Raw genomic sequence first — 22,306 nt, 5'->3', positions numbered from 1 at the left:
TCGTATCGCACCCCGCCAGACTAAGAACAGCCGTCGACCGCCAACACCTCAATATGCACCTGATGAACTAGTGCATTTGCACCTCAGCGCTGGCCCTTGGCGCCCCACTCCCCGGAAAACAATCCACGCTCGCGCGCCCAGACAATCGCCTCACTGCGACTGTGCACATCGAGCTTGGAATACACCGTGGCGACATGATTACGCACCGTGTTCGGTGCCAGTTTCAGCCGCGCCGCGATCTCCTTGTCCGCCAGCCCTTCACAGATCAACCCCAGCACATCGCGCTCACGCGCCGTCAGATCGGTGAACGAAACGCTAGGCAGTTGCGGCGAGTTGACCTTTTTCACATTGGCCAGTTTCTCGATCAACGTACGGCTAAACCAGGAAGCGTCTTTCATCACCTCCTCTATCGCCGCCACCAACTCAAGCTCGGTACGCTTGCGCTCGGTAATGTCCATCAGCACCAGCAAATAGCACGGTGTGTCCTGGATATTCACGGTGTCAGCGGACAGCGCGCACTCGAGCAGATCCGCATCCTTCCTGCGCACCCGCACATCCACCCGATCCACCCGCCCGTTTTTCGCCAGCGCCGCCAGCAACCGCGTGCACGCGCCGCTGTCATCGATAAAGTCCAGCTGCGGCACGGTTTTGCCGAGCACGTCGTCGCTGTCATAAGCCAGGGTTTCGAGGAACGCCTGATTGACGTCGATCACCTGCTGTTCGTCAGCACTGCAAATCAGGATCGGCACCGGCGTCAGGCGAAAAGCCTTGGCAAAACGCTCCTCACTCTGACGCAGCGCCACCTCGGCCTTATGTCGCAGCTCCATGTCGACAAAGGAGAACAGCATGCAATCCTCATCGTTGAGCGTCAGCGGCTGGCCGGCCACGATCACCTGCTTGCTGCTGCCATCGGGCAGGCGCAGCTCGGCTTGCATCTGCGGGATGGTCGCGACGTCGCGCAGGCGCTGAATAGCCAGGTCCCGGTGTTCGGCCTGCTCGAAAATGTCGATTTCATAAGAGGACGTGCCAATCACCTGCTCGCGGGTGTACCCGGTCATTTCCAGAAACCCCGGATTGACCTTGATGTAACGCAGATCACTGAGCCGGCAGATCACTGCCGGTGCCGGGTTGGCGTTAAACGTCCTTTCGAAGCGCTGCTCGGCATTGGCCCAATCGGTGACATCGCTCATGATCAGCACCAGCGACTCGGGCTGCCCTTCGCGGTCCGTGAGAATCATGCTGCGTACGCTGTGCACCCAGATTCGCTCCGGGTCGTCGCTCGGCGACACTTCGATCAGCACGTCATTGAAACTCTCACAGCGCGCTACCCGGCTGATCGGGTAGTTTTCGGCGGTGATCGAGTGATTATTGCGATAGCGCAGGTTGAATTTCTTGGCGTATTCGTCGGCATTGTGGCCCAGATCGGTGATCCGTTTGACACCGTGCATGGCCAGCGCAGCTTCGTTGGCCCAGAGAATGCTCTGATCCAGCTCCAACAGGATCACCCCGTCGGACAGCCCGGCGATGATCTGCTGCAACTGGCGGCGGTTGGTTTCGGTGGTCAGGACTTCCTGGCTCATTGGATCTCCACAAGTGATACGGCCATGTGAAGAGTACGACCGCACGCGCTTGCGATCGTGCCAGCGTTAAATTCTTGCAACAACGCAAATCCCCTGTGGGAGCGAGCTTGCTCGCGAATGCGGTACTTCATTCAAAACATTTTTCGACTGTCACTATGCCTTCGCGAGCAAGCTCGCTCCCACAGGATTCAGTGTTGGCTTGAGGTTTCGACCAACTCGCGCAGGGTGTCGAGAAACAGCTTGAGCACCGGCGAAGCATCGTCCGCCCGATAGGTGGCATACAGCGGCACCTCCGGCAACGCCGGGGTCAAGCGCCGGAACACCAACCCCGCCGGGGCCAGTTGCTCAATGGACGCCGGCAACAGCGCCACGCCAAACCCGGCGCGCACCAGACTCAGCAAGGTCTGCACCTCGATCACTTGTTGACGAATCTGCGGCGTGAACCCGGCCTGAATGCAGCACTGAAACAGAAAATGGGCGAACCGCGACTGCTTCAATTCCAGCGCCACAAACGGCTCCTGTGCCAGATCCGCCGGCGCCAGCACCGCGCGGCCAGCCAGCGGATGATCCGCCGGCATCACCACGTTGATCGGCTCGTAGATCAGCAGTTCATTGCGCAACTGCGGATCGTCATAGCCGACGCGAAACACGCAAGCGTCGATGCGTTTCTCCTTCAACGCCTTGACCTGCGCCGCCGGGGTCATTTCATGCAAACGCCAGTTGACCTGCGGATAACGCTGGCGAAACAGGTGCAAGGCCTTGGGCAGCACGCCGACCATCACCGAACTGATCATGCCGATTTCCAGCTCACCAAGTTGTCCGCGCCCGGTCTGCCGCGTCAGGTCCAACGCCCGCTCAAGCTGTTCGAACACCAGCGGCGCCTGCTCCTTAAGCATCTGCCCCGCCGCCGTGAGTTCGACCCGATGATGGCTGCGCTCGAACAGCGGCGTACCGAGTTCCTCTTCCAGCAAACGAATCTGCTGGCTCAGCGGCGGCTGGCAGATGTGCAGGCGTTCGGCGGCGCGACCGAAATGCAGCTCATCGGCCAACGCCATGAAGTACCGCAGCAGACGCAGATCCATGACGGCTTACCCCAGACTCAGCGGCGTCGAACGCTGGCGTACGCCGGTCAGCGCGAACAAGGCATTGGCGATGGCCGGCACTACCGAAGGGCTGCCCAACTCGCCGACGCCACCGGGCTTACTCGGCTCGCCATTCAACACGACGATGTCGGTGGCCGGCATGTCGGACATGCGCATCACCCGGTAATCGTGGAAATTGCTCTGCACCACCCGGCCCTGTTTGATGTCGAGCCGATCGAACAACGCATGGCCAAGTCCCCACATCAGACCGCCGTAGATCTGTTCCTCGACACCGCCCGGCGAAACCGCCAGACCGCAATCGACCACACAGGTCAGCTTATCGACCTGGGCCTTGCCATCAACCGTTGCCACTCGCGCAACCACCGCAATAAAACTGGTGTAACCCTGATTGGTCGCGATCCCCAGCGCCGTGCCCGGCGGCAACGGTTTGCCCCAACCGGCGCGCTCGGCAGCCTGCTTGAGCACGGCCACATGTCGTGGCCGCTCCTGCATATTGGCCAGCCGGAACGCCAATGGATCTTCGCCAGCGGCGTGGGCCAGCTCATCCATGAAGCTTTCCACGGCGAACACGTTGGGGATGAAGCTCACCGAGCGATACCAACCGCTGGGCACGTGGCTTTCATGCTTGACCCAGTTCAGTTCCAGGTGCGGTGGTCGATAGGCGAAGTCCCACGCGGTGATCGCCTCGGTGGTGCTGTAATCCATATGGTCCGGCCGTTCGAAGTAACCCGGCTCCCACTGCTCCGGCGAGGCCGGCGACACCGCGTGCAGTTGCAGCGCGGTGAGTTTGCCCTGGGCGTCGAGCGCGCCTTTGACTCGATGCAAGGTCGCGGGGTGATTGAACAGCGCGTGCATTTCGTCCTCGCGACTGTTGAGCAGTTTCACCGGCACGCCGGTTTTCTGCGCCAGATACGCGACTTCGAACAACCAGTATTTAGCCTCCCGCGCGCCGAAGCTGCCGCCGGAGACCAATTCATGAATGGTCACGTTGGCCTTGTCGATGCCGCACACGGTTTGCGCCGCTTCCAGTGCCGAGGACGGCACCTGCACACCGCCCCAGTAAGTGATCGCTTTGTCCTTGACGTGTGCGGTGATGCAGATCGGTTCCAGCGGGTTTTGCACCTTGTAGGGCATGGTGTAATCGGCTTCGATCAGCTTCGCCGCGCCTGACCATTGCCCGGCGACATCACCCTGGGCCATGGCTTTGACGGTTTGTGCTTGCGGATCGCCGATGGCCTTGACCTGCGCGCTGGAGAGTTGCTCGCTGTCGAACCCGGCCAAGGGCGAATCGCTCCATTTGATCGCCAGCAGATTGCGCCCCTGCTGTGCGGCCCAGAACGTATCCGCCAACACAGCGACACCTTCCTGATTGCCGCCGAGCACATCAGGGCGCCCCGCAATCGCCAGCACTTTGCGCACGCCCGGCACCTGCAACGCGGCCGCTGAGTCGACGCTGAGCACTGTCGATCCAACCACCGGCGCGCGCTGAATCACAGCGACCAGCATGTCCGGTAGTTGCACGTCGATGCTGTACTTGAATTGCCCGCAGACCTTGGCTGCCGCATCACGTTTGTGGCGCAGTTTGCCAATGTATTTGAACTGCGCCGGATCCTTCAGCTTGACGTTTGTCGGGGCTGGCAGATTCGCCGCGACGCCGACCAGTTCGCCGTAACCGAGGCTGCGTTTGTTCGCAATGTGAACGACCCGACCTTCTTCGGTGGTGCAACTGTCAGGGCTGACTTTCCACTGCTTGGCGGCTGCCGTGATCAGTAGTGCCCGCGCCATGGCTCCGGCCATGCGCAGGCGCTCGTATTCCAGGGAAACACTGGTGCTGCCGCCAGTGGAAAAGACCTTCCAGACCGGATGAATGTAGGTCTCGAAAAACGGATCTTCTGGGGTGATGACCTGCACGGTCATCGGGTTGACGTCCAGTTCTTCCGCCACGCACGCGGCCAGCGCTGTTTGCGTGCCGGTGCCGGAGTCGTGCTTGTGCACCACCAGTTTCACCGTGCCGTCGGGAAAGATGCGCACCCAGGCATTCGGCTCGAATTCACTCGCCGGTGCTGGCGCTTTTGGGTCAGTCGCCGCCATGCCACCCGGCAGATAAAGGGCAATCGCCAGGCCCGAAGCAACCGTCGCCGCTTGCTTGAGAAACACTCGCCGCGGCAATTCTATACGGCTGACGTCGATAAGGCTCATCACGCCTCCTTCGGCGCATTCGCCGCGCGTTTGATCGCTTTGTTGATGCGCCCGTAAGTGCCGCAGCGGCAGATATTCCCGGACATCGCGTTGCGGATCGAATCGTCGGTCACCGCCGCACCGGTGTTGAGCAACGCGGCGGCGGACATGATCTGCCCGGATTGACAGTAACCGCATTGCGGCACATCTTCGGCGATCCAGGCCAGTTGCAACGGGTGGTTTTGCGTCGGTGACAAACCTTCGATGGTGGTGATGCGGTGGCCCGCGACGGCGGCCGCCGGCAATTGGCAGGAACGTACCGCGACGCCGTCCAGGTGCACGGTGCAGGCACCGCACAGGCCCATGCCGCAACCGAACTTGGTGCCGGTGAGTTTCAGTTGATCACGCAGTACCCATAACAAGGGCATGGAGGAGGACGCTTCATCCAGCTCGCGTCGTTCGCCGTTAACCGTGAATGCAATCATTGTCAGGCTCCAAAAGAGCGGCCCGTCTTTGTGCGGGCCTGGTCACCGATTATTGGAACCCCGGGCAAAACGCGGCCAGCGACGATTTCTGCCAACCGCTGTAAGCAGGACTAACAACATGTACAAGCGATACCCGTCGGTGCAGTCCATGAGCGCGTTTATCCACGCGGCGCGCAGCGGCAGTTTCTCCAGTGCTGCGCGTAAGCTCGACCTCACGCACAGTGCGATCAGTCAGCAGATCCGCGCGCTGGAAGATTTCATCGGCCAGCCGCTGTTCGTGCGTGAGGGTGGCGGCAGCAATCTGACCGACGCCGGGCAGTTGTTTGCCAGTGTGCTGTCGGACGGTCTGGCGCAGATTGATCGCGCCTTGTCCTCGGTGAAAAACCGCAGCGTGGCGCAACGCCTGACCCTCGACGTCGACAGTGAACTGGCGCAGAGCTGGCTCAATCCGCGCCTGCCGCAGCTGCTCGATGAGCTGCCGGATTACGAAGTGACGCTGCTGTCGATGCCGCGCAGTGATCGCAGTACGTTTGAGCGGGTCGATCTGGCGTTGCGTTATGGCTATGGCGATTGGGACGACTGCGAGATGACGCAGATTTGTGGCGATCGGGTATTGGCGGTGGCTTCGCCAGAGTTGCTTGAACGCTATGGTTTGCAAGTGCCGCTTAGCCCGGCGCAGATCCTGCAGTTGCCGCTATTGGGGTATACGCGGCGGTCGTGGATTCCATGGCTGGATGCGGCCGGGATGACACCAAACGAACCGTCAGCGCGGGTGATTTTTGATAATGCGGCGAATCTGATTGCGGCGGCTGAGGCCGGCGTTGGCGCAGGGTTGGTGCGTGGATTACTGGCGGCTGATGCGTTGCGCAGTGGGCGATTGGTGGCGTTGAACGAGGCGCAGATTGCGGCGCATTACAACCTTTACGCGGTGTGGCCGCATGGGCAGGCTGAGCGTGTGGCGCCGGTGGTTGATGCGGTTAGGCAGTTAGTCCTGTGTACGCTTGAGAACCCTGCCCTCACCCTAGCCCTCCCGAAACGTCGGACCGCCCAGAGGTAGAGGGGACCGATCGGGGAATATTGGCGAATGACACCGACGTGCACCTCCTGCTGTGAATCCATAATCGATTCCATCTGACAGGGGAATGCTTCAGAAAATCGTCGACCTGAACCAGCCTCGCCGAATCCATAATCGCCTCGGTTTCTCAGGTCGATGCATCGCGAAAGACACCTCGGTCGGCCCCCTCTCCCTCCGGGAGAGGGCTGGGGTGAGGGTCGCTTTTGACCTGTCCATATCGAACGCATATCACCACCGCGCCCAATTAATATTGTACGAACCCAACCCCGTCTTCCAATACTCGCCCTCAGCAACCACCCACCCGGGCCGGATGCGAACAGGCGAGGGAATGCGCATGTCTTGCGCATAGCAACGGCCGATTGCCCGGGACGTGGATGCCGAGAGCCGCAAGGCTCCCTTCCCCGCTATCAGGAGATCGACTGCAATGATCATCGATATCAGCTGCTATCCCACGGATCTCGTGGACCTCGCCTGGAGGCATGACGGTGACCCGTTCACCGGCGAGCGTCTGCTGGAGATGATGGATGGCCCGTACATGGTCAACGGCAAGCCGCGCCGTATCGACAAAGCCTTCATCCAGCCACCGCAGGGCAACACGATTTACACCTGGACCGACGGCGAACTCTCGGGCCGCGAATCCATCGACGCCTACATGGCCTACACCCTGAAAATGGTCCAGACCTACCCGGACCGCTTCATCGGCTGCTTCGTCTACAACCCGCGCTGCGGTGTGGAAAACGGCGTCGAGGCGATCGAGCGCTACGTCAAGGAACACGGTTTCGGCATGGTGCAGATGCAGGCCAACATGCACGCCTACCGTCCTGACCGTGCCCTCGATTGGGTTCGCCCATGCTTCGAGAAATGCGCCGAGCTGGGTATTCCGGTCAAGCTGCACACCGGCGATGGGCCTTACAGCATCCCGTCGGAATGGGTGCCGATGATCAAGGAGTTTCCCAACGTCAATTTCATCATGGCCCACTTCGGCGTGCAGACCGGCGGCGTCTATGTGTTCGAACCGATGCAATGGGCGATGGAATTGCCCAACGTCTACTGCGAATCCGGCTGGTGCCTGCAATCGCGGATCGTCGAATTCGCCAAGGTCTTGCCGACGCACAAGATCCTCTTCGGCACCGACACGCCGCCGAACGAACCGGGCATGTGGCTGCGCCTGCTCGAAGTGCTTTGCCACGAGCCGCCGCAAGGCCTGAACCTCGACGAGGACACCCTCGAAGAGTACTTGGGCAACAACACCGCGCGGATGATCGGCCTCGAACCGACCCCGCCACCGCGTTCCGTTTCCGAAGCAGAGGCGCAACTCAAGCGTCCCGTCACCACTCAACTGGCCAGGAGCTGAACCGATGATCATCGACACCCATCTGCACCCTACCAACCTGGTCGACGAGGCCTGGCGCCACACCGGCGAACCGTTCACCGGTGAGCGCATGCTCAAGTTGATGGACGGCCCGTACATGATCAACGGCAAACCGCGCCGCATCGACATGGGTTTCATCCAGCCGCCACCGGGCAACACCGGTTATCGCGACGGCAACCGCCGGGGCCGCGAGGGCGTGCGCGACTACATGTCCTACGTCGCCGAACTCTGTGTGAAGTACCCGGACCGCTTCATCGGCAACTTCAACTTCAACCCGCGCTGGGGACCGGAAAACGGTGCGGCGGAGCTGGAATTCCACATCAAGGAATACGGCTTCAAGATGCTCAAGCTGCACGCCAACATGCACGGCTATCGCCCGGATCGCGCACTCGACTGGTTGCGCCCGGCGATGAAGGTCTGCGCCAAGTACAACATCGTCGTGCTGATCCACACCGGCGACGGCCCGTACACGATTCCGACGATGTTCTACCCGATCATCCGCGAGTTTCCGATGGTCAATTTCATCATCGGCCACTTCGGTATCCAGACCGGCGGCAACTACTCATTCGAAGCGTTCTGGATGGCCATGGACACGCCAAACGTGTACTGCGAATCGGGCTGGTGCTTCCAGTCGCGGATCGTCGAATTCGCCAAGGAGCTGCCGCGCAACAAGATCGTGTTCGGCACCGATTCGCCGCCGAACGAACCGGGCATGTGGCTGCGCGAACTTGAGGTGTTGTGCTCACCGGCGCCGCAAGGCCTGGGCATCGATGAGGATCATCTCGAAGACTACCTGGGCAACAACATCGCCCGGTTGTGCGGGATCGAACCGACGCCACCGCCCAAGGATCTGGTCGAGGCCGACATACGCCTGACCACCACCTATCTGTAGCCATACACAAAACCTGTGGGAGCGAGCTTGCTCGCGAATGCGGTGTGTCATTCAACAACGATGGTGACTGAATCAATGCCTTCGCGAGCAAGCTCGCTCCCACAGGGTTCGTTGCCAGAATTTAAAAGCACAGCGACTTTACAGGCACGAGGATGACCCGGCGTTCGCTCGACCGGCAGGCCAACGGCTGGCCGCGCGATCGCCCTCTCAACCCTGCGTGCCTGCTTTTTACGAGGTGACACCATGACCCGTTCGACGCTCGGCGATTCTCAGGACTTTCACGTGTTCATCGACGCCTATCGCCGTGAGTACCCGGACGATGTGCTGACTGTCACCCCAGCGATTTCCGCCGATCAGGACGTCACCGCCCTGGTCGATGCCCTCGCCGCCCAAGGTCGCGATCCACTGCTGATCTGCGAACACGTCGGCAACCTCGGTGTGCCGGTGGCGACCAATCTGTTTGCCTCCCGAACCCGCATTGCCCGGCTGTTCGGCGTCACTGCGGCGCAGCTGCACGAAACCTTCCAGACCCGCGCCAACCAGCCCATCGCACCACGCTATGTGGAGAGCGGTCCGATCCTCGATGAGGTCTTCGAAGGCGAAGCGCTGGACCTGGCGCTGCTGCCGATGCTCAAGCATTTCGCCAGCGATCGCGGCCCATACATCACTAACGCCATCATCATTGCCGAGGACCCGCTGACCGGCATCGCCAACATGAGCTATCACCGCTCGATGCGCCACGCCCGGCAAGCGCTTGCGACCAGCCTGCATTCCCGTGGGCACTTGTGGCGGATGTTGCAGACCGCTCGCGAGCGTGGCGAAGAACTGCGCGTGGCGATGGTCGTCGGTGCGCATCCGTTGTTCATGCTCGCCGCTGCTGCGCGCTTGCCTTATGGCGCCGATGAACGTGCCGTCGCTGGCGGGCTGTTCGGCGCGCCGCTGGAGCTGGTGAAAACCCCACGCTACGGCATCGGTGTGCCGGCGTATGCCGAGTTCGTGCTGGAAGGTGCGATCGACCCGGCGGCATACGCCGAGGAAGGCCCGTTCGGTGAGTTCAGCGGTTACTCCTCGGATCGTTCGACCAACAACGTGCTGCGCGTGGATACGCTGTTAAAGCGCAAAGACGCCTGGCTGGTCGACGTCATGGGCGGCCGCTACGCCGAGCACCTGACCCTCGCCCGCCTGCCGCGCGAAGCGGAAATGAGCGAGAAACTGAAAGCGCGTTTCCCCGCCGTCACCGCCGTGCATTACCCCAATTCCGGCACGCACTTTCACTGCTACGTGGCGCTGGATCAGAGTCGCGACGGCGAGGCGCGGCAGATCATGCTGGCGCTGCTCGGCTGGGATCCGTACCTGAAAACCGTGATCGCGGTGGACAGCGACATCGACATCTGCGACGACAGCCAGGTGCTGTGGGCGCTGGCCACGCATTTCCAGCCGCATCTGGATATTTTTACCATTGATGGCTTGCCGGGCAGTCCGCTCGATCCATCGTCCTCAGTGAATGGCACCACCTCGCGGATGGGCCTCGATGCAACTCGCGGTTCCGGGTTTGACGGAATCAAGGCGCAGCTCGATCAAGAGGTACTCGAACGTGCGCGGGTTCTGCTCAAAGGACTTGAATCATGAACCGCCAGCGGATGGTGGTCGGTATCAGCGGCGCGTCCGGCTTCATCTATGGCGTGCGACTCCTGCAACTGCTCGCCGAGCTGAACATCGAAAGCCACCTGATCATCAGCCGTGCCGCGCTGCTGACCATGGCCCACGAAACCGACTACAAATTGGCCGACGTGACCGCGCTGGCCAGCCATTATCACCGCGCCGATGACGTCGCTGCCGGAATTGCCAGTGGCTCGTTTCGTTGCCTGGGCATGGTCGTCGCGCCGTGTTCGATGCGTACCTTGGCGGAAATCGCCACCGGCACGTCATCAGGACTGATCGGCCGCGCCGCCGACGTCACGCTCAAGGAACGTCGCACGCTGGTGTTGATGGCCCGCGAAACGCCGCTGACCCTCGCCCACCTGCGCAACATGACTGCCGTTACCGAGATGGGCGGGATCATCGCCCCGCCGGTGCCCGCCTTCTATGCCCGCCCGGAGAACCTGGCGCAAATGGTCGACCACAGCCTCGGCCGCGTGCTCGACCTGTTTGGTCTCGACTCTGGCACCGCACAACGATGGCGAGAACACCAGGGATCCTGTGGGAGCGAGCTTGCTCGCGAAAGCGTTGGAACAGTCGCCATCACTGCTGAATGACACACCGCCATCGCGAGCAGGCTCACTCCTACAGAAAAGCAGCATCACCCGAATTCAGTGTGCACCGGTCAATCAAAGGAGCCTCACCATGAACACCCCATTCAACGCCCCAACCCGCAACACCAAAATCCCCGTGACCATCCTCACCGGCTTCCTCGGCGCGGGTAAAACCACCCTGCTCAATTACATCCTCAAGGAAAACCACGGCCGCAAAATCGCCGTGATCGAAAACGAGTTCGGCGAAGTCGGTATCGACGGCGACCTCGTCCTCAGTTCCGAGACCGAAGAAATCTACGAGATGGTCAACGGCTGCGTGTGCTGCACTGCCGAGGTTCGCGAGGACCTGGTGCGCATCGTCCGCGAACTGGTGGCGCGGCCGGTGCGACTCGATCACATCCTCATCGAAACCAGTGGCCTGGCCGATCCGTATCCAGTGGCGCAGAGCTTCTTCATCAATGACCCGATCGCCGAAGAAGTAGAACTCGACGCGATCGTCACCATGGTCGACGCCAAACACATCGCTCAGCATCTGGAGGATCTGCAACTCGATGGCGTCGACAATCAGGCGGTGGATCAGATTGTCTGCGCCGACCGGATCGTCATCAACAAGGTTGATCTGGTCAGCAGCGACGAGGTGGACGTTCTGCGCGGCAAGATCCGTGGCTTGAACGCCACAGCGGATCTGGTGACCTCGACCCATGCGCAAATCGACCTGACAAAAATCCTCGGCATCGGCGCTTTCGAATGCACGCAGAAGCTCATGGAAATCGGTGCTGAACCTGAGCACCACGACCACCACGCTCATCATCACGATGCGCCCGATCACGAACACGATCCAAGCGTGTCATCGGTGGGCATCGCCGTGGACGGCGCGGTCAACCTTATGGCCTTCCACCGCTGGATCAGCGAACTACGTTCCTCCCAGGCCGACAATCTGTACCGCATGAAAGGCGTGCTGGCGGTGGCCAACGAGGACCAGCGCTACGTGCTGCAAGGCGTGCACAGTCTGGTGGAATTCCGCGCCTCGACCGCGTGGGGCACGGAGCCCCGCTCGAGCAAGATCGTATTCATCGGCCGCGACCTCGACCGCGCGGCGCTGAACCAGGGCTTCGCCGCCTGCCTGGCAGGCTGAAACAAGGCATCGGAGCCGGTGGATGGCGGCTTCGCAGCACGAATGACTGATGTTCGCCACTTGGGGCTGCACAAGTCCCTGTGGGAGCGAGCTTGCTCGCGAAGAGGCCGTCACATTCAACCTCTCAGTTGACTGACATATCGCCTTCGCGAGCAAGCTCGCTCTCACAGGGTTCCACTGTGTCCTTGAGCTGATCAGCATCAGACGAATACCCCTCTCTACCGCATAAAAACAGCCAGAGGTGTTTCCCCATGTCGTCAGCCCCATCTCCAACGCAATCCGCCGCCACCGTGCATCCCGTCGACCGCATTTTACCGGTGCGACAGATGCTTACCCTCGGCCTGCAACACATGGCCGTGTCGTACATCGGCGCCATCGCCGTGCCGTTGATTGTCGCCAGTGCCCTGAAAATGTCTCATGCCGACACGGTGGTGCTGATCAGCACCACGCTGTTCTGCTCGGGCATCGCCACCCTGTTGCAAACCGTTGGTTTCTGGAAATTCGGCGTGCGCCTGCCAATTCTGCAAGGCGTGGCGTTCAGTAGCGTCGGCCCGGTGATCGCCATCGGCAGCAACCCGGAGGTGGGCTTTGCCGGAGTCTGCGGGGCGGTGATCGGAGCCGGGTTGTTCACCATGCTGATGGCGCCGTTCGTGGGTCGATTGCGGCGATTTTTTCCGCCGGTGGTGACCGGTTGCATCGTCACCGTGATCGGCTTGCAGCTGTTCCCGATTGCCTATGAATGGGTCGGCGGCGGGCGCAACGCGAGCAACTTCGGCGCGCCGGCGTTTCTCGGCGTGGCGGTGGTGGTGTTGCTGACGATTCTACTGGTCAACCGCTACGGCAGCCCGCTACTGCGCAACATGGCGGTGTTGATCGGCATGCTGATCGGTGCAGGCCTCGCGTATGGCCTCGGCATGGGCAGTTTTCACAGCGTCGAAGAAGCGCCGTGGCTGACCGTACCCTACCCGTTCTATTTCGGTCTGCCGACTTTCAGCCTGATCCCCATCGCGACCATGGTGGTGGTGATGATCGTGCAGATGGTCGAGTCGATGGGGCTGTTCGTGGCCATCGGCGACATCGTTGAAAAACCGGTGGAAGACAAACAGGTGATCAACGGCCTGCGCGCCAACGGCCTGGCCAGCACCATCGCCGGGATGTTCGCCGCGTTTCCCTTTATCGCCTTCATGGAAAACGTCGGCCTGGTGATTCTGACCGGCGTGCGCAGCCGTTGGGTGGTCGCAGTCAGCGGCCTGCTGATGTGCTCGATTGCCCTGGTGCCGAAGGCCGGCGCAATCATCGCCTCGATGCCGACCGCTGCCCTCGGTGGCGCTGGCATTGCGATGTTCGGCGTGGTCGCGGCGGCGGGCATTCAGACCCTCGCCAAAGTCGACTACGAGCGCAATCGCTACAACGTGCTGATCGTCGGTTTCACCATCGCCGCCGCGCTGGTACCGGTGCTCGCGCCAACCCTGTTCAAACAACTTCCCGAGTGGTCGCAGCCGTTCCTGCACAGCAGCGTGGTCATCGCCTGCCTGGTGTCGGTGCTGCTCAACGCCGCGCTGAATGGCGTCAGCGTGGCGGAAACCACCGCCAGCAAATCCGCCTCGCACATCCTTTAGTTTGGAGCTGCCCATGACTCGACTTCAGAACATCCTGATCAAGAACCCGGTTGCGGTGATGACCGGCCTGCGCGGCCCCCGCGCGCGGGCCGGCGCCGTGGACATCCGCGTGGTCAACGGGCGCATCGCCGAAATGGCCGCGAACCTTGAACCACAACCCGGCGAACGGGTGATCGACGCGCGCAACTGCGTGGTCTACCCGGGCTGGATCAACACCCACCATCACCTGTTCCAGAACCTGCTCAAAGCCGTGCCCGAAGGCCTGAATCAGGATCTGCAAGGCTGGCTGGCGAGCGTGCCCTACCCGCGCCTCAACCGCTTTACCCCGCAACTGGCGCGGATCGCCGCGCGGTTGGGCATGGTCGAATTGCTGCTGTCCGGCGTCACCACCTGCGCCGATCACCATTATCTCTACCACGCCCACGGCAGCACCGAGACCGGTGATCTGCTGTTCGATCTGGCGGATGAGTTTGGCCTGCGCCTTGTCCTGTGCCGTGGCGGCGCGCTGGAGTCGGCGAGCGCCCATCCGGGCTTCTCGAAAACCGCGCTGCAACCGGAAAGCCTTGAGCAAATGGTCGGCGATATCGAACGGTTGAAATCGCGGTACCACCAGGACACCCCGGACGCGATGCGCCGCGTGGTGGTCGCCCCGACCACGCCAACGTTCTCGCTGCCGCCGACGCTGCTGCGCGAACTCGCCCACACCGCTCGTGGCCTCGGCTTACGCCTGCACACGCACTTATCGGAAACGCAAAACTACGTGAATTTCTGCCGCGACAAGTACAACTGCCTGCCGGTGGAATTCGTCGCCGAGCACGAATGGCTCGGCCCGGACGTCTGGTTCGCCCATGCCGTGCATCTACAACCCGGTGAAATCCGCATGCTCGCGCAGACCGGCACCGGCGTCTCCCACTGCCCGGTGAGTAACGCTCGGCTGGGCAGCGGCGTGGCGCCTGTGCCGCAGATGTATGAGGCCGGCGTGCCGATTTCCCTGGGAGTGGATGGCGTAGCCTCGAACGAGTCCGGAAGCATGGTTGGCGAAGCCAACACTGCATGGCTGATCCACCGCGCAGAACAAGGCGCCTCGGCGACCACGGTGGAAGATGTCATTCACTGGGGCACGGCGGGCGGCGCGCAAGTGCTGGGCCTCGGCGCCGTTGGCACACTTGAAGTCGGTCAGGCGGCGGATCTGGTGATCTACAGCCTCGACCATCCACGCTTCTATGGCTTCCACGACAGCGCTGTCGCGCCCGTGGTAGCGGGTGAACCGATTACGGTGAAATACAGTTTGGTCGGCGGCCGCGTGGTCGTGGAGAACGGCGTGATTCCGGGCCTGGACATCGAACGCATGCGCGCCGAAGCATGGGAAGGTGTGCAGCAACTGATGAACGTCGACGACTGATTCCAATCCACCACAACTTCAATGTGGGAGCGAGCCTGCTCGCGAAGGCATATTGTCAGCCACTGCAACATTGACTGATCCAACGCTTTCGCGAGCAGGCTCGCTCCCACATAAAGCCGTCGCATTCGCGACTTTCGGCTTTCTCGACTAACGTTATTACCTCATCGGACAGAGCCCCTGCCCGCAATACAGGGCTCTTTTTCAAGGAGAGACTGATGACGTCGCGTCGCAACATCGAACAGACCTATCGCACCTGGTCCAGCCCGATTCTGCTGGAGCTGAAAAAGCGTGAACACCAAATGGCGCCGGTCGAGCGTCAGGCACTTGAGAACGTCCTGCTGGAAAGGAGGTTGCTGGACATCGGCGGCCCGGAGGGTATTGAACGTCGTCGAAACAGCGGTGCCTGACACTGCGCTTTCGCGAGCAGGCTCGCTCCCACAGGGTTTAGGGTTGCTCACAAAATTTGTGTTCATCCGCAATCACTGTGGGAGCGAGCCTGCTCGCGAAGAGGCCCGTGTAGGCGTCTCCATCATTTGGGCCGACGCACCGCCCTCACCCGCCCAGTGTCTCCGCCGCCGCAATAGAAGCGATCAGCTCCGTCGGCCTCCAGCCCCGAAACACCCGAGCCCTTTGGCATCTTCAGCGACTCGATAACCTTGCCATCCTGCGAATCGATCCGCCGCAGCTCACTCTCATCATCCTCCCAAGTGCCATGCCACAACGCACCCTCCACCCAGGTCACCCCGGTGACAAACCGGTTCGACTCCAACGTACGCAGGATCTCGCCGGTCTGCGGATCAATCTGATGAATCTTGCGCTCGCGATACTGCCCGACCCATAACGAGCCATCCGCCCAGGCCATGCCTGAGTCGCCGCCATTCCCCGGGGCCGGGATGGTGTGGAGCACGCGCCCCGTGGCCGGATCGATCTTGTGGATGCGGCGGTCGGCAATCTGGTACAGGTGCTGGCCGTCGAACGCAGTGCCGCCGTCGGCGCCAACCTTGATCGTGCGCACGGTTTCGCCACTGGCCGGATCCAGTGCATTGAGCTGGCCGTCGCTGGCGAACCAGACCTGCTGGCCATCGAATGTCACGCCGTGAATGCCTTTGATGTCATCAAAAGGACCGTACTCGCGAAGGACTTCTGCATTTGAGTGTTTCATGGCAACTTCCTCGTGGATGTGTGGCTCCAGCCTAGCCATTGCCCAGTGACACCGGGAGTAACAAGATCGTCGCGAAACCCGGTAGCGGTGGCGTCATCCAACGCCGCGCCCGGCCGACACCGAACGCCTGCACTTTGTCCGCCCGCGCCAGAGCCTCCAAGGCGCGTTGCACTTGGCGCTGGCTGTTGCCCAAAGCCAATGCCAGCGCTGAACTCGACCAGGCCTCGCCGTCGGCAAGCAAGGCCAGCAACGCCGCGTATTTGTCTTCAACCGGCAACGTCAGCAACGCCACGTCCTCGGCCACCAGCGCAAAGCCCCTTGGCGTTGCGGCGATATTCGCCAGTGGCTTCAGTGCCGCACGCAAGCGGCCAATTTCGACCCGCAGGCGAGCACGGTGCGATTCATCCGTGAGGGGCAAACGAAAAGCCTTGGCGAACAGCGTTTCGCGCGCCACATCGTCCGGCCAGGCTTGCGCAAGTAATCGAGCAAGATTGAACAGCACCGGCCGCGTGGCCAGCGCCACCGTCATGCCGGCACCGCGCACGCTGTATCGGCAGGCATCGACGATCAGTGTCGACGAGTTGAACAAAGCTTCAACCTGCGCCAGATTCACCCGTTGCGCCTGACCGGCAACGATCAGCCGCGCTGCCGGCGCAGCGAGCATGTGACTGGCGTGATCGACCTCGGCGCTCAGTGCGGTGATCCCGGCCTGTTGCGCCGCAGCCTGCGCCCGAGCCAGCGCCGCACTGGCCTTGTGTGCCTGGACCCGACGCACGGCGATTCCGGCGGCGATCAACTCATGAGCAGTACGCAGCGCCGGCGGCAACGGCGCCGGGTCAGTTTCACCCAGCAACGTTTCGGCCTCATCCAGTTCGCCGATCAACAGCAACCGGCGAATCTGCAAATAGCGCGCGTGCGCCGCGTTCACGCCGTCACCGTGCTCCTGCAAGACGCGCCGCGCCGCCTCCAGCGCCTTCACCGGCCAGCCCAGATCCCGCGCTGCCAGCGCCACCTCGGCCTCGGCGACCACACAACGCGCCCGCGACAGCGGTTCATTGCTGCCGAACGCCTTTATCGCCCGTTGCAACAACGCCTTGGCGCGGGGCAGATCACCGAGCTGAGCCATGGCAATTGCGCGCAGGGCCAGCGCCGGCGGATCCTCACGCAGAGCGACGTAGTTCAACGCGCCTAGCGGGTCACCAGCAGACAGCGCGCGGCCGGCGGCGTTGATCAGCGAATCCATGGCTCGTCCGTCCCTCGGTGGCTGAATCGTGAGCTGAGTCTGATCGCTGATTATGGCGCGTTTGGACGCTTGATCGGCTGTTTCAGTTGTTGCAACATCGGCACAGCTTTTCCAATGGATGGAGTCGAGCATGCTGGATGCAAACGCTAGCCACATTACCTTCACTGTCGAAGGCGCCAACGCCGACCTGCAAGTCCTCAGCTTCACCGGTAGCGAAGCCCTCAACCAACCGTTCCGTTTCGACCTCGAACTCGTCAGCGCCCGCCCCGACCTCAATCTCGAAGAGCTGCTGCACAAGCCCGGCGTCCTGACTTTCGGTCCGACCGGCGAAGGCAAGATCCACGGTCTGGTCTATCGCATCGAGCAAGGCGACTCCGGCAAAACCCTGACCCGTTACAGCCTCAGCCTGGTGCCACAACTGGCCTACCTGCGGCATAACCACGATCAGCAGATTTTCCAGCAACTGACCGTGCCGAAGATCATCGCTCAGGTGCTGGAAGATCGCGGCATTCTTGCCGACGCCTACAGCTTCCAGCTCGGCGCCGAATACCCGGAACGCGACTACTGCGTGCAGTACGACGAATCCGACCTGCATTTCATCCAGCGCCTGTGCGARGAAGAAGGCATTCACTTCCACTTCCAGCACAGCAGCAGCGGCCACAAACTGGTGTTCGGCGAYGACCAGACSGTGTTCCGCAAACTGAAACCGGTGAGCTACCAGCAAGACTCCGGCATGGCCGCCGACAAACCGGTGATCAAGCGYTTYAACCTGCGYCTGGAAACCCGCACCACCCGCGTCAGCCGCCGCGATTACGACTTCGAGAAACCGAAGATCCTCCCCGAAGGCGCGGTCAAAACCGAGTTCGCCCCGGACCTTGAGGACTACGACTACCCCGGCCGCTTCACCACCCGCGAGCGCGGCAAATTCCTTTCCACCCGCGCGCTGGAACGCCATCGCAGCGACTACAAACTCGCCGAAGGCAAAGGTGACGAACCAACCCTCACCAGCGGCCACTTCCTCACCCTCGCCGAACACCCGCGCGCCGAATGGAACGACCTGTGGCTGCTGCTGGAAGTCTTCCACGAAGGCAAACAACCGCAAGTACTCGGCGAAAACGTCACCAGCGACGTCACCGACCACAAAAGCGATTTCCACCAGGGCTACCGCAACAGCTTCCTCGCCACCCCGTGGGACGCGCACTACCGCCCTGCCCTCGAGCACCCGAAACCGAAAGTCCTCGGCAGCCAGACCGCCGTCGTCACCGGCCCGGCAGGCGAAGAAATCCACTGCGACCAATACGGCCGCATCAAAGTGCAATTCCACTGGGACCGCGACGGCCAGTCCAACGACAAAACCACCTGCTGGATGCGCGTCGCCAGCGGCTGGGCCGGCGCAGCCTACGGCGGCATCGCCATCCCGCGCATTGGCATGGAAGTCCTCGTCACCTTCTTCGAAGGCGATCCCGACCAGCCATTGGTCACCGGTTGCCTGTACCACAAGGAAAACGTCGTCCCCTACGACCTGCCGGCCAACAAGACCCGCAGCACCTTCAAGACCCTGAGTTCACCGGGCGGCAAGGGCTACAACGAATTCCGCATCGAAGACAAGAAAGGCGTCGAGCAGATCTACATCCACGCCCAGCGCGACTGGGATGAGAACATCGAGCACGATCAGAAGATTCGCGTCGGTAACGAACGGCACGACACCGTTGAAGCCAACACGCTGAGTGAGTTCAAAGTTGAAGAACACCGGATTACGCATCTGGATCGGGTTAGCGAAATGCGTGCGGATGATCACCTGACGGTGGGTGTGACGCAGCATCTGAAGGTGGGGACTGCGCAGTTTGTTGAGGCTGGGTCAGAAATCCATTACTACGCCGGCCAGAAGGTTGTGGTCGAAGGCGCAATGGAGCTCACGGCCAAGGCTGGCGGCAATTTCGTGAAAGTCGACGCTGGTGGCGTAACCATCAGCGGCGCCGAGGTGAAGGTCAACACTGGCGGCTCGCCTGGGGTGGGCAGCGGCATCGGGATTTTGGTGCCGTTGACTCCCGGCGCAGTTGACACCGATAAATTCGGCCAATTGCCTGACAGCGCGCCGCGCAGTCACAAGGCGCGCTACCTGTTGCTGGATGAGAAAACCGGTGAACCTCTGGTGGGCACCCCATATACGTTGAAGCTCGCTGATGGCACCCGAATTGCCGGTTATACCAACGAAGAAGGAAAAACCTTTCAGGCACTCAGCAGCAGCCCGGCAGAGGTCGAACTGCTGACACCTGTTCGCAAACCCGAGCCTGAAGAACCGTTGATCAGGGCCGGGGAAAGCGCACCCAAGGAAATGACCCTGGACTTCAAAAACGCCAACTCGGAGGGCTGAATCATGCCGGTCATGCAACCACCTCAAACGCCACAAGGCTGCACGAACACCAGTATCGAAGGTACGGTCAAACAAGCACCGCTGCCCAATCCTGATAACAAACCTTATCTGATGGAAAAAGCCAATTACGCATCGCGGTTTCCCAGATTAACGATAAAAAAAGCCAAAGATGGTGACTTCACCGGCATGGAGCTTAAACAGCTGGTAATGAGTGGATTGATTCGGGCAGATGAATACCGCTGGGATTTCAAATGGGATTACAAAGCTGAAGTCTGCTTCGACATGTCGTCCCTCCCCCCCAAACCATTCCTGAGTTCCTCATGGCTGGGCGATGACGTGAAGCCAGATCCCACGCGACGCCATTCACTCTTTCCATTCCCTAAAGGTTCAGTCAAAGGATTATTACGGCGTCCCGACGTTATCATCGTCAAGACACGCAGCTTACGTTGGCCGGGACAAGCTGGAACGGATCATCAAGGTGTTGCGCACCCGGATAATCTGGAGAGGCTAGTGGAAGTGAAGTTTCCCGGGGACGTCCTCGGTATGGCACAGCGAGAGGCTTATCTGGATATAGCAGGTGGCCCAAACCGTTTTTCTGTACTCGAAATCAATGATTGTCGAGATGACGGCGAGCGTGAACGCGACCGCGAATACAACAGACAACATAAGCCGACTGGTGAGTTCAACCCACAGCAATGGCCTGTTTTGCTGCCCCCGGCCGGAGGCCCGGGGCAAGCCCCAAGACCCGCTCCGGTACCTGTTCCCGCGTACGGCCCAACAGCGACACCCAGACCGGCGCGGGTCGAAAGCTGGACGCAACTTCAAGAGGCCGTTGAAGGGCTCTTGGAGCAAGGTGCTCAGGGCATTCGAAGGCTATCGCAAGAAATGCAACAACACCTCGAAGACGCCGCTACGTGGCTCGGAATCAAGGGTCAATGGATTAGACGTGAGTCTCAAAAAGCCTGGGAATGGGTCAGTGAAACAGGTGCGAAGATCGTTCGCTGGACGGATGAGCAACTCAGGGCTGCGTGGAAGGAAATTCAGCATTTCACCGACCTGACCTTGGAAAAGCTCAAGGAAATCGACTGGATGCAAGTATTGATTGACGTAGGAACAGTCGTTGCCACCGTTGTGGTGGCTTTTGCTATTGGAGCGGCACTGGTTGCTGCCGGTGTGCCTGCTGCTATCGTCGCAGCAATTTTGGTTATCGTTCGACTGGCTCAGCTTTCATGGGCCGTGCTGGTCACCATTTTGGGCGGCGCTGCTATCACTGCTGCGGCGACAGCCTGATAAAAGAGAGCTTTATGAATACATTGGAAAAACTGAGCGAACAAGCTCCAGACCTGACGTTTGAGCTACCCGATAACACCCCCGTTGTACGACTCGGGTTGATCGCAACCCTCTACTTCAAGGAAGGCTACTCGCTGCAAAGCAAGCGCAATGTCATGCAGTGCTTCACCCGATTCAAGGAAGAGTTCGGCCAGCATCTGAAGGGACAGTTCGACGACCGCTACAAGAAACTGACAGATTCCGGATTCAGCAAAACCCAGGAAAAAATCCGCGAGTCAGGGCCGAACGAACAATACGAATGGCACATCAGCAGCGCCGCAACCGCGAACGAAGCTGCTGCGTACAGCCTGTCCGCACTGAACTCGTTCGAGGTGCATGGCGATCAAAAACGCTCATACCTGAAGATGACATTGCCCTGGAGTTTCCTGAAAGAGCCCGATGGCGTCGCGCGCTTTCAAGAATGGCTGGTTTACTTGTGCGATCAGGTTGAAGCCGAACATGGCTACGGCGGACTTTCGAGCATACTGCCCTACGACTTCGATCGTTACATGCCCATGGAATTTCAACTGGCGCAGCAATATGTCGGTCTGGAAGTTGACTCAATGGTGCACAACTTCAAACGAGAACTGCTTGATCACATCAAAGGTGTCAACTGGTACACCATTGTTGGCACTCGATTTACCGAGCAACTGGGAGGCAAAGACGGATTACGCCACGCCTTCAGCGGACGTGGCGACGTCGAGATGCTGGATTATCAGGGCGGAGTGATCATTCGCGCCGGCGCTTTACCCGAACTGGGCGCTATCCATGAACCTCTACCCGTCACCTATGTAGCGGTGAACCGTGTTTTGAAACAGCTTCGTAATCCAAAACCCGATCAACTGCACACTTATTCACCCTACGGTAACTGCTTCGAACAAGACAGTACCGCGCGCTGGTACGCGCGATTCGACCAAGACGATGCGCATTCGAAAACTCCAGCACGAATAGAGGCCGGTCAGCCTTGTAGCGCCGCGGGTTATTGGTTCAGCCCTGCACAGGCAAACTCCCGACGTTACTTCGACTTGGGGGAAACCATGCCTGGGTTCAGTGGCTCGAATTGGGGCGATACGCTTTGGTATTGGTCGGGGGAAGCGTGAGTGAA

General features: G+C 60.7%; 18 protein-coding genes and 1 pseudogene. 12 read left to right on the top strand and 7 right to left on the bottom strand.

Annotated features, from left to right (window positions below):
- Positions 1-83: 83 nt before the first annotated feature.
- From AC1DVF_RS15235 to AC1DVF_RS15220, 4 genes are all read right to left on the bottom strand, one after another.
- A complete protein-coding gene (locus AC1DVF_RS15235; protein ID WP_477782711.1) occupies positions 84-1,580 on the bottom strand; it encodes a helix-turn-helix transcriptional regulator in 1,497 nt (498 codons plus the stop codon).
- Positions 1,581-1,768: 188 nt separating this feature from the next.
- Positions 1,769-2,662, bottom strand: a complete 894-nt coding sequence (locus AC1DVF_RS15230) for a LysR substrate-binding domain-containing protein (RefSeq protein ID WP_093438857.1) — start codon at positions 2,660-2,662, stop codon at positions 1,769-1,771.
- Between the two features lie 6 nt (positions 2,663-2,668).
- Positions 2,669-4,882 (bottom strand): xanthine dehydrogenase family protein molybdopterin-binding subunit, encoded by a 2,214-nt coding sequence (locus AC1DVF_RS15225; RefSeq protein WP_477782710.1) that lies wholly within the window; start codon positions 4,880-4,882, stop codon positions 2,669-2,671.
- Positions 4,882-5,346, bottom strand: coding sequence for a (2Fe-2S)-binding protein (locus AC1DVF_RS15220; RefSeq protein WP_095047473.1), 465 nt, complete (start codon positions 5,344-5,346; stop codon positions 4,882-4,884). The genes AC1DVF_RS15225 and AC1DVF_RS15220 overlap by 1 nt, the downstream gene beginning before the upstream one ends.
- A 118-nt stretch (positions 5,347-5,464) precedes the next feature.
- Here AC1DVF_RS15220 and AC1DVF_RS15215 point away from each other — a divergent pair, with 118 nt between their 5' ends.
- The 3 genes from AC1DVF_RS15215 to AC1DVF_RS15205 all read left to right on the top strand — a co-directional run bounded on the left by AC1DVF_RS15215 (position 5,465) and on the right by AC1DVF_RS15205 (position 8,685).
- Positions 5,465-6,403 (top strand): LysR substrate-binding domain-containing protein, encoded by a 939-nt coding sequence (locus AC1DVF_RS15215; RefSeq protein ID WP_477782709.1) that lies wholly within the window; start codon positions 5,465-5,467, stop codon positions 6,401-6,403.
- A gap of 442 nt (positions 6,404-6,845) precedes the next feature.
- Positions 6,846-7,775: an amidohydrolase family protein gene (locus AC1DVF_RS15210; RefSeq protein ID WP_186624867.1), complete on the top strand. Its 930-nt coding sequence runs from the start codon at positions 6,846-6,848 to the stop codon at positions 7,773-7,775.
- A gap of 4 nt (positions 7,776-7,779) precedes the next feature.
- Positions 7,780-8,685, top strand: coding sequence for an amidohydrolase family protein (locus tag AC1DVF_RS15205; protein WP_003224037.1), 906 nt, complete (start codon positions 7,780-7,782; stop codon positions 8,683-8,685).
- A gap of 10 nt (positions 8,686-8,695) precedes the next feature.
- On the opposite strand, the pseudogene AC1DVF_RS15200 reads toward AC1DVF_RS15205, so the two are convergent.
- A pseudogene (locus AC1DVF_RS15200) lies at positions 8,696-8,806 on the bottom strand (metal ABC transporter ATP-binding protein); the annotation flags it as partial.
- Positions 8,807-8,928: 122 nt separating this feature from the next.
- Between AC1DVF_RS15200 and AC1DVF_RS15195 the strand changes: the two are divergent.
- From AC1DVF_RS15195 to AC1DVF_RS15170, 6 genes are all read left to right on the top strand, one after another.
- A complete protein-coding gene (locus tag AC1DVF_RS15195) occupies positions 8,929-10,314 on the top strand; it encodes a UbiD family decarboxylase (RefSeq protein WP_460128006.1) in 1,386 nt (461 codons plus the stop codon).
- Positions 10,311-10,940, top strand: a complete 630-nt coding sequence (locus AC1DVF_RS15190) for a UbiX family flavin prenyltransferase (protein ID WP_460090509.1) — start codon at positions 10,311-10,313, stop codon at positions 10,938-10,940. The genes AC1DVF_RS15195 and AC1DVF_RS15190 overlap by 4 nt, the downstream gene beginning before the upstream one ends.
- A gap of 88 nt (positions 10,941-11,028) precedes the next feature.
- Entirely contained in the window at positions 11,029-12,072 is a 1,044-nt protein-coding gene (locus AC1DVF_RS15185) for a CobW family GTP-binding protein (protein WP_099758659.1), read from the top strand.
- A gap of 251 nt (positions 12,073-12,323) precedes the next feature.
- On the top strand, positions 12,324-13,691 hold the full coding sequence (locus AC1DVF_RS15180) for a nucleobase:cation symporter-2 family protein (RefSeq protein ID WP_093438891.1): 1,368 nt from the start codon (positions 12,324-12,326) through the stop codon (positions 13,689-13,691).
- 13 nt (positions 13,692-13,704) lie between these two features.
- Positions 13,705-15,093 (top strand): amidohydrolase family protein, encoded by a 1,389-nt coding sequence (locus tag AC1DVF_RS15175; protein WP_477782708.1) that lies wholly within the window; start codon positions 13,705-13,707, stop codon positions 15,091-15,093.
- A 215-nt stretch (positions 15,094-15,308) separates the two neighbouring features.
- The gene (locus tag AC1DVF_RS15170; RefSeq protein ID WP_077572215.1) at positions 15,309-15,500 is read left to right on the top strand and encodes a hypothetical protein; all 192 of its coding nucleotides are present in this window, start codon (positions 15,309-15,311) and stop codon (positions 15,498-15,500) included.
- A gap of 122 nt (positions 15,501-15,622) precedes the next feature.
- On the opposite strand, the gene AC1DVF_RS15165 is transcribed toward AC1DVF_RS15170, so the two are convergent.
- Both AC1DVF_RS15165 and AC1DVF_RS15160 read right to left on the bottom strand, forming a co-directional pair.
- Positions 15,623-16,255: a Vgb family protein gene (locus AC1DVF_RS15165; protein ID WP_460127994.1), complete on the bottom strand. Its 633-nt coding sequence runs from the start codon at positions 16,253-16,255 to the stop codon at positions 15,623-15,625.
- 31 nt (positions 16,256-16,286) lie between these two features.
- On the bottom strand, positions 16,287-17,498 hold the full coding sequence (locus AC1DVF_RS15160) for a helix-turn-helix domain-containing protein (protein ID WP_460127991.1): 1,212 nt from the start codon (positions 17,496-17,498) through the stop codon (positions 16,287-16,289).
- A 130-nt stretch (positions 17,499-17,628) separates the two neighbouring features.
- Here AC1DVF_RS15160 and AC1DVF_RS15155 point away from each other — a divergent pair, with 130 nt between their 5' ends.
- Genes AC1DVF_RS15155 through AC1DVF_RS15145 form a run of 3 tightly spaced genes read left to right on the top strand, consistent with a single transcriptional unit; the run spans position 17,629 to position 22,301 of the window.
- Positions 17,629-19,872, top strand: coding sequence for a type VI secretion system Vgr family protein (locus AC1DVF_RS15155; RefSeq protein WP_477782707.1), 2,244 nt, complete (start codon positions 17,629-17,631; stop codon positions 19,870-19,872).
- A 3-nt stretch (positions 19,873-19,875) separates the two neighbouring features.
- Positions 19,876-21,162, top strand: coding sequence for a VRR-NUC domain-containing protein (locus tag AC1DVF_RS15150; protein WP_099758654.1), 1,287 nt, complete (start codon positions 19,876-19,878; stop codon positions 21,160-21,162).
- A 14-nt stretch (positions 21,163-21,176) separates the two neighbouring features.
- Positions 21,177-22,301, top strand: a complete 1,125-nt coding sequence (locus AC1DVF_RS15145) for a DUF3396 domain-containing protein (RefSeq protein ID WP_099758653.1) — start codon at positions 21,177-21,179, stop codon at positions 22,299-22,301.
- Positions 22,302-22,306 lie beyond the last annotated feature (5 nt).

The organism is Pseudomonas sp. P4_D7 (genome assembly GCF_056401755.1).
The sequence above is the reverse complement of the archived record's forward strand: the minus strand, read 5'-3'. Positions and strand labels throughout refer to the sequence as shown.

Excerpts from the sequence above, each read along its gene's own strand:
- AC1DVF_RS15150 (WP_099758654.1), top strand. The coding sequence starts at position 19,876 with ATGCCGGTCATGCAACCACCTCAAACGCCACAAGGCTGCACGAACACC.
- AC1DVF_RS15160 (WP_460127991.1), bottom strand. The coding sequence starts at position 17,498 with ATGGATTCGCTGATCAACGCCGCCGGCCGCGCGCTGTCTGCTGGTGAC.
- AC1DVF_RS15235 (WP_477782711.1), bottom strand. The coding sequence starts at position 1,580 with ATGAGCCAGGAAGTCCTGACCACCGAAACCAACCGCCGCCAGTTGCAG.
- AC1DVF_RS15205 (WP_003224037.1), top strand. The coding sequence starts at position 7,780 with ATGATCATCGACACCCATCTGCACCCTACCAACCTGGTCGACGAGGCC.
- AC1DVF_RS15195 (WP_460128006.1), top strand. The coding sequence starts at position 8,929 with ATGACCCGTTCGACGCTCGGCGATTCTCAGGACTTTCACGTGTTCATC.
- AC1DVF_RS15190 (WP_460090509.1), top strand. The coding sequence starts at position 10,311 with ATGAACCGCCAGCGGATGGTGGTCGGTATCAGCGGCGCGTCCGGCTTC.
- AC1DVF_RS15225 (WP_477782710.1), bottom strand. The coding sequence starts at position 4,882 with ATGAGCCTTATCGACGTCAGCCGTATAGAATTGCCGCGGCGAGTGTTT.
- AC1DVF_RS15145 (WP_099758653.1), top strand. The coding sequence starts at position 21,177 with ATGAATACATTGGAAAAACTGAGCGAACAAGCTCCAGACCTGACGTTT.
- AC1DVF_RS15180 (WP_093438891.1), top strand. The coding sequence starts at position 12,324 with ATGTCGTCAGCCCCATCTCCAACGCAATCCGCCGCCACCGTGCATCCC.
- AC1DVF_RS15220 (WP_095047473.1), bottom strand. The coding sequence starts at position 5,346 with ATGATTGCATTCACGGTTAACGGCGAACGACGCGAGCTGGATGAAGCG.
- AC1DVF_RS15230 (WP_093438857.1), bottom strand. The coding sequence starts at position 2,662 with ATGGATCTGCGTCTGCTGCGGTACTTCATGGCGTTGGCCGATGAGCTG.
- AC1DVF_RS15215 (WP_477782709.1), top strand. The coding sequence starts at position 5,465 with ATGTACAAGCGATACCCGTCGGTGCAGTCCATGAGCGCGTTTATCCAC.
- AC1DVF_RS15170 (WP_077572215.1), top strand. The coding sequence starts at position 15,309 with ATGACGTCGCGTCGCAACATCGAACAGACCTATCGCACCTGGTCCAGC.
- AC1DVF_RS15165 (WP_460127994.1), bottom strand. The coding sequence starts at position 16,255 with ATGAAACACTCAAATGCAGAAGTCCTTCGCGAGTACGGTCCTTTTGAT.
- AC1DVF_RS15185 (WP_099758659.1), top strand. The coding sequence starts at position 11,029 with ATGAACACCCCATTCAACGCCCCAACCCGCAACACCAAAATCCCCGTG.
- AC1DVF_RS15175 (WP_477782708.1), top strand. The coding sequence starts at position 13,705 with ATGACTCGACTTCAGAACATCCTGATCAAGAACCCGGTTGCGGTGATG.
- AC1DVF_RS15210 (WP_186624867.1), top strand. The coding sequence starts at position 6,846 with ATGATCATCGATATCAGCTGCTATCCCACGGATCTCGTGGACCTCGCC.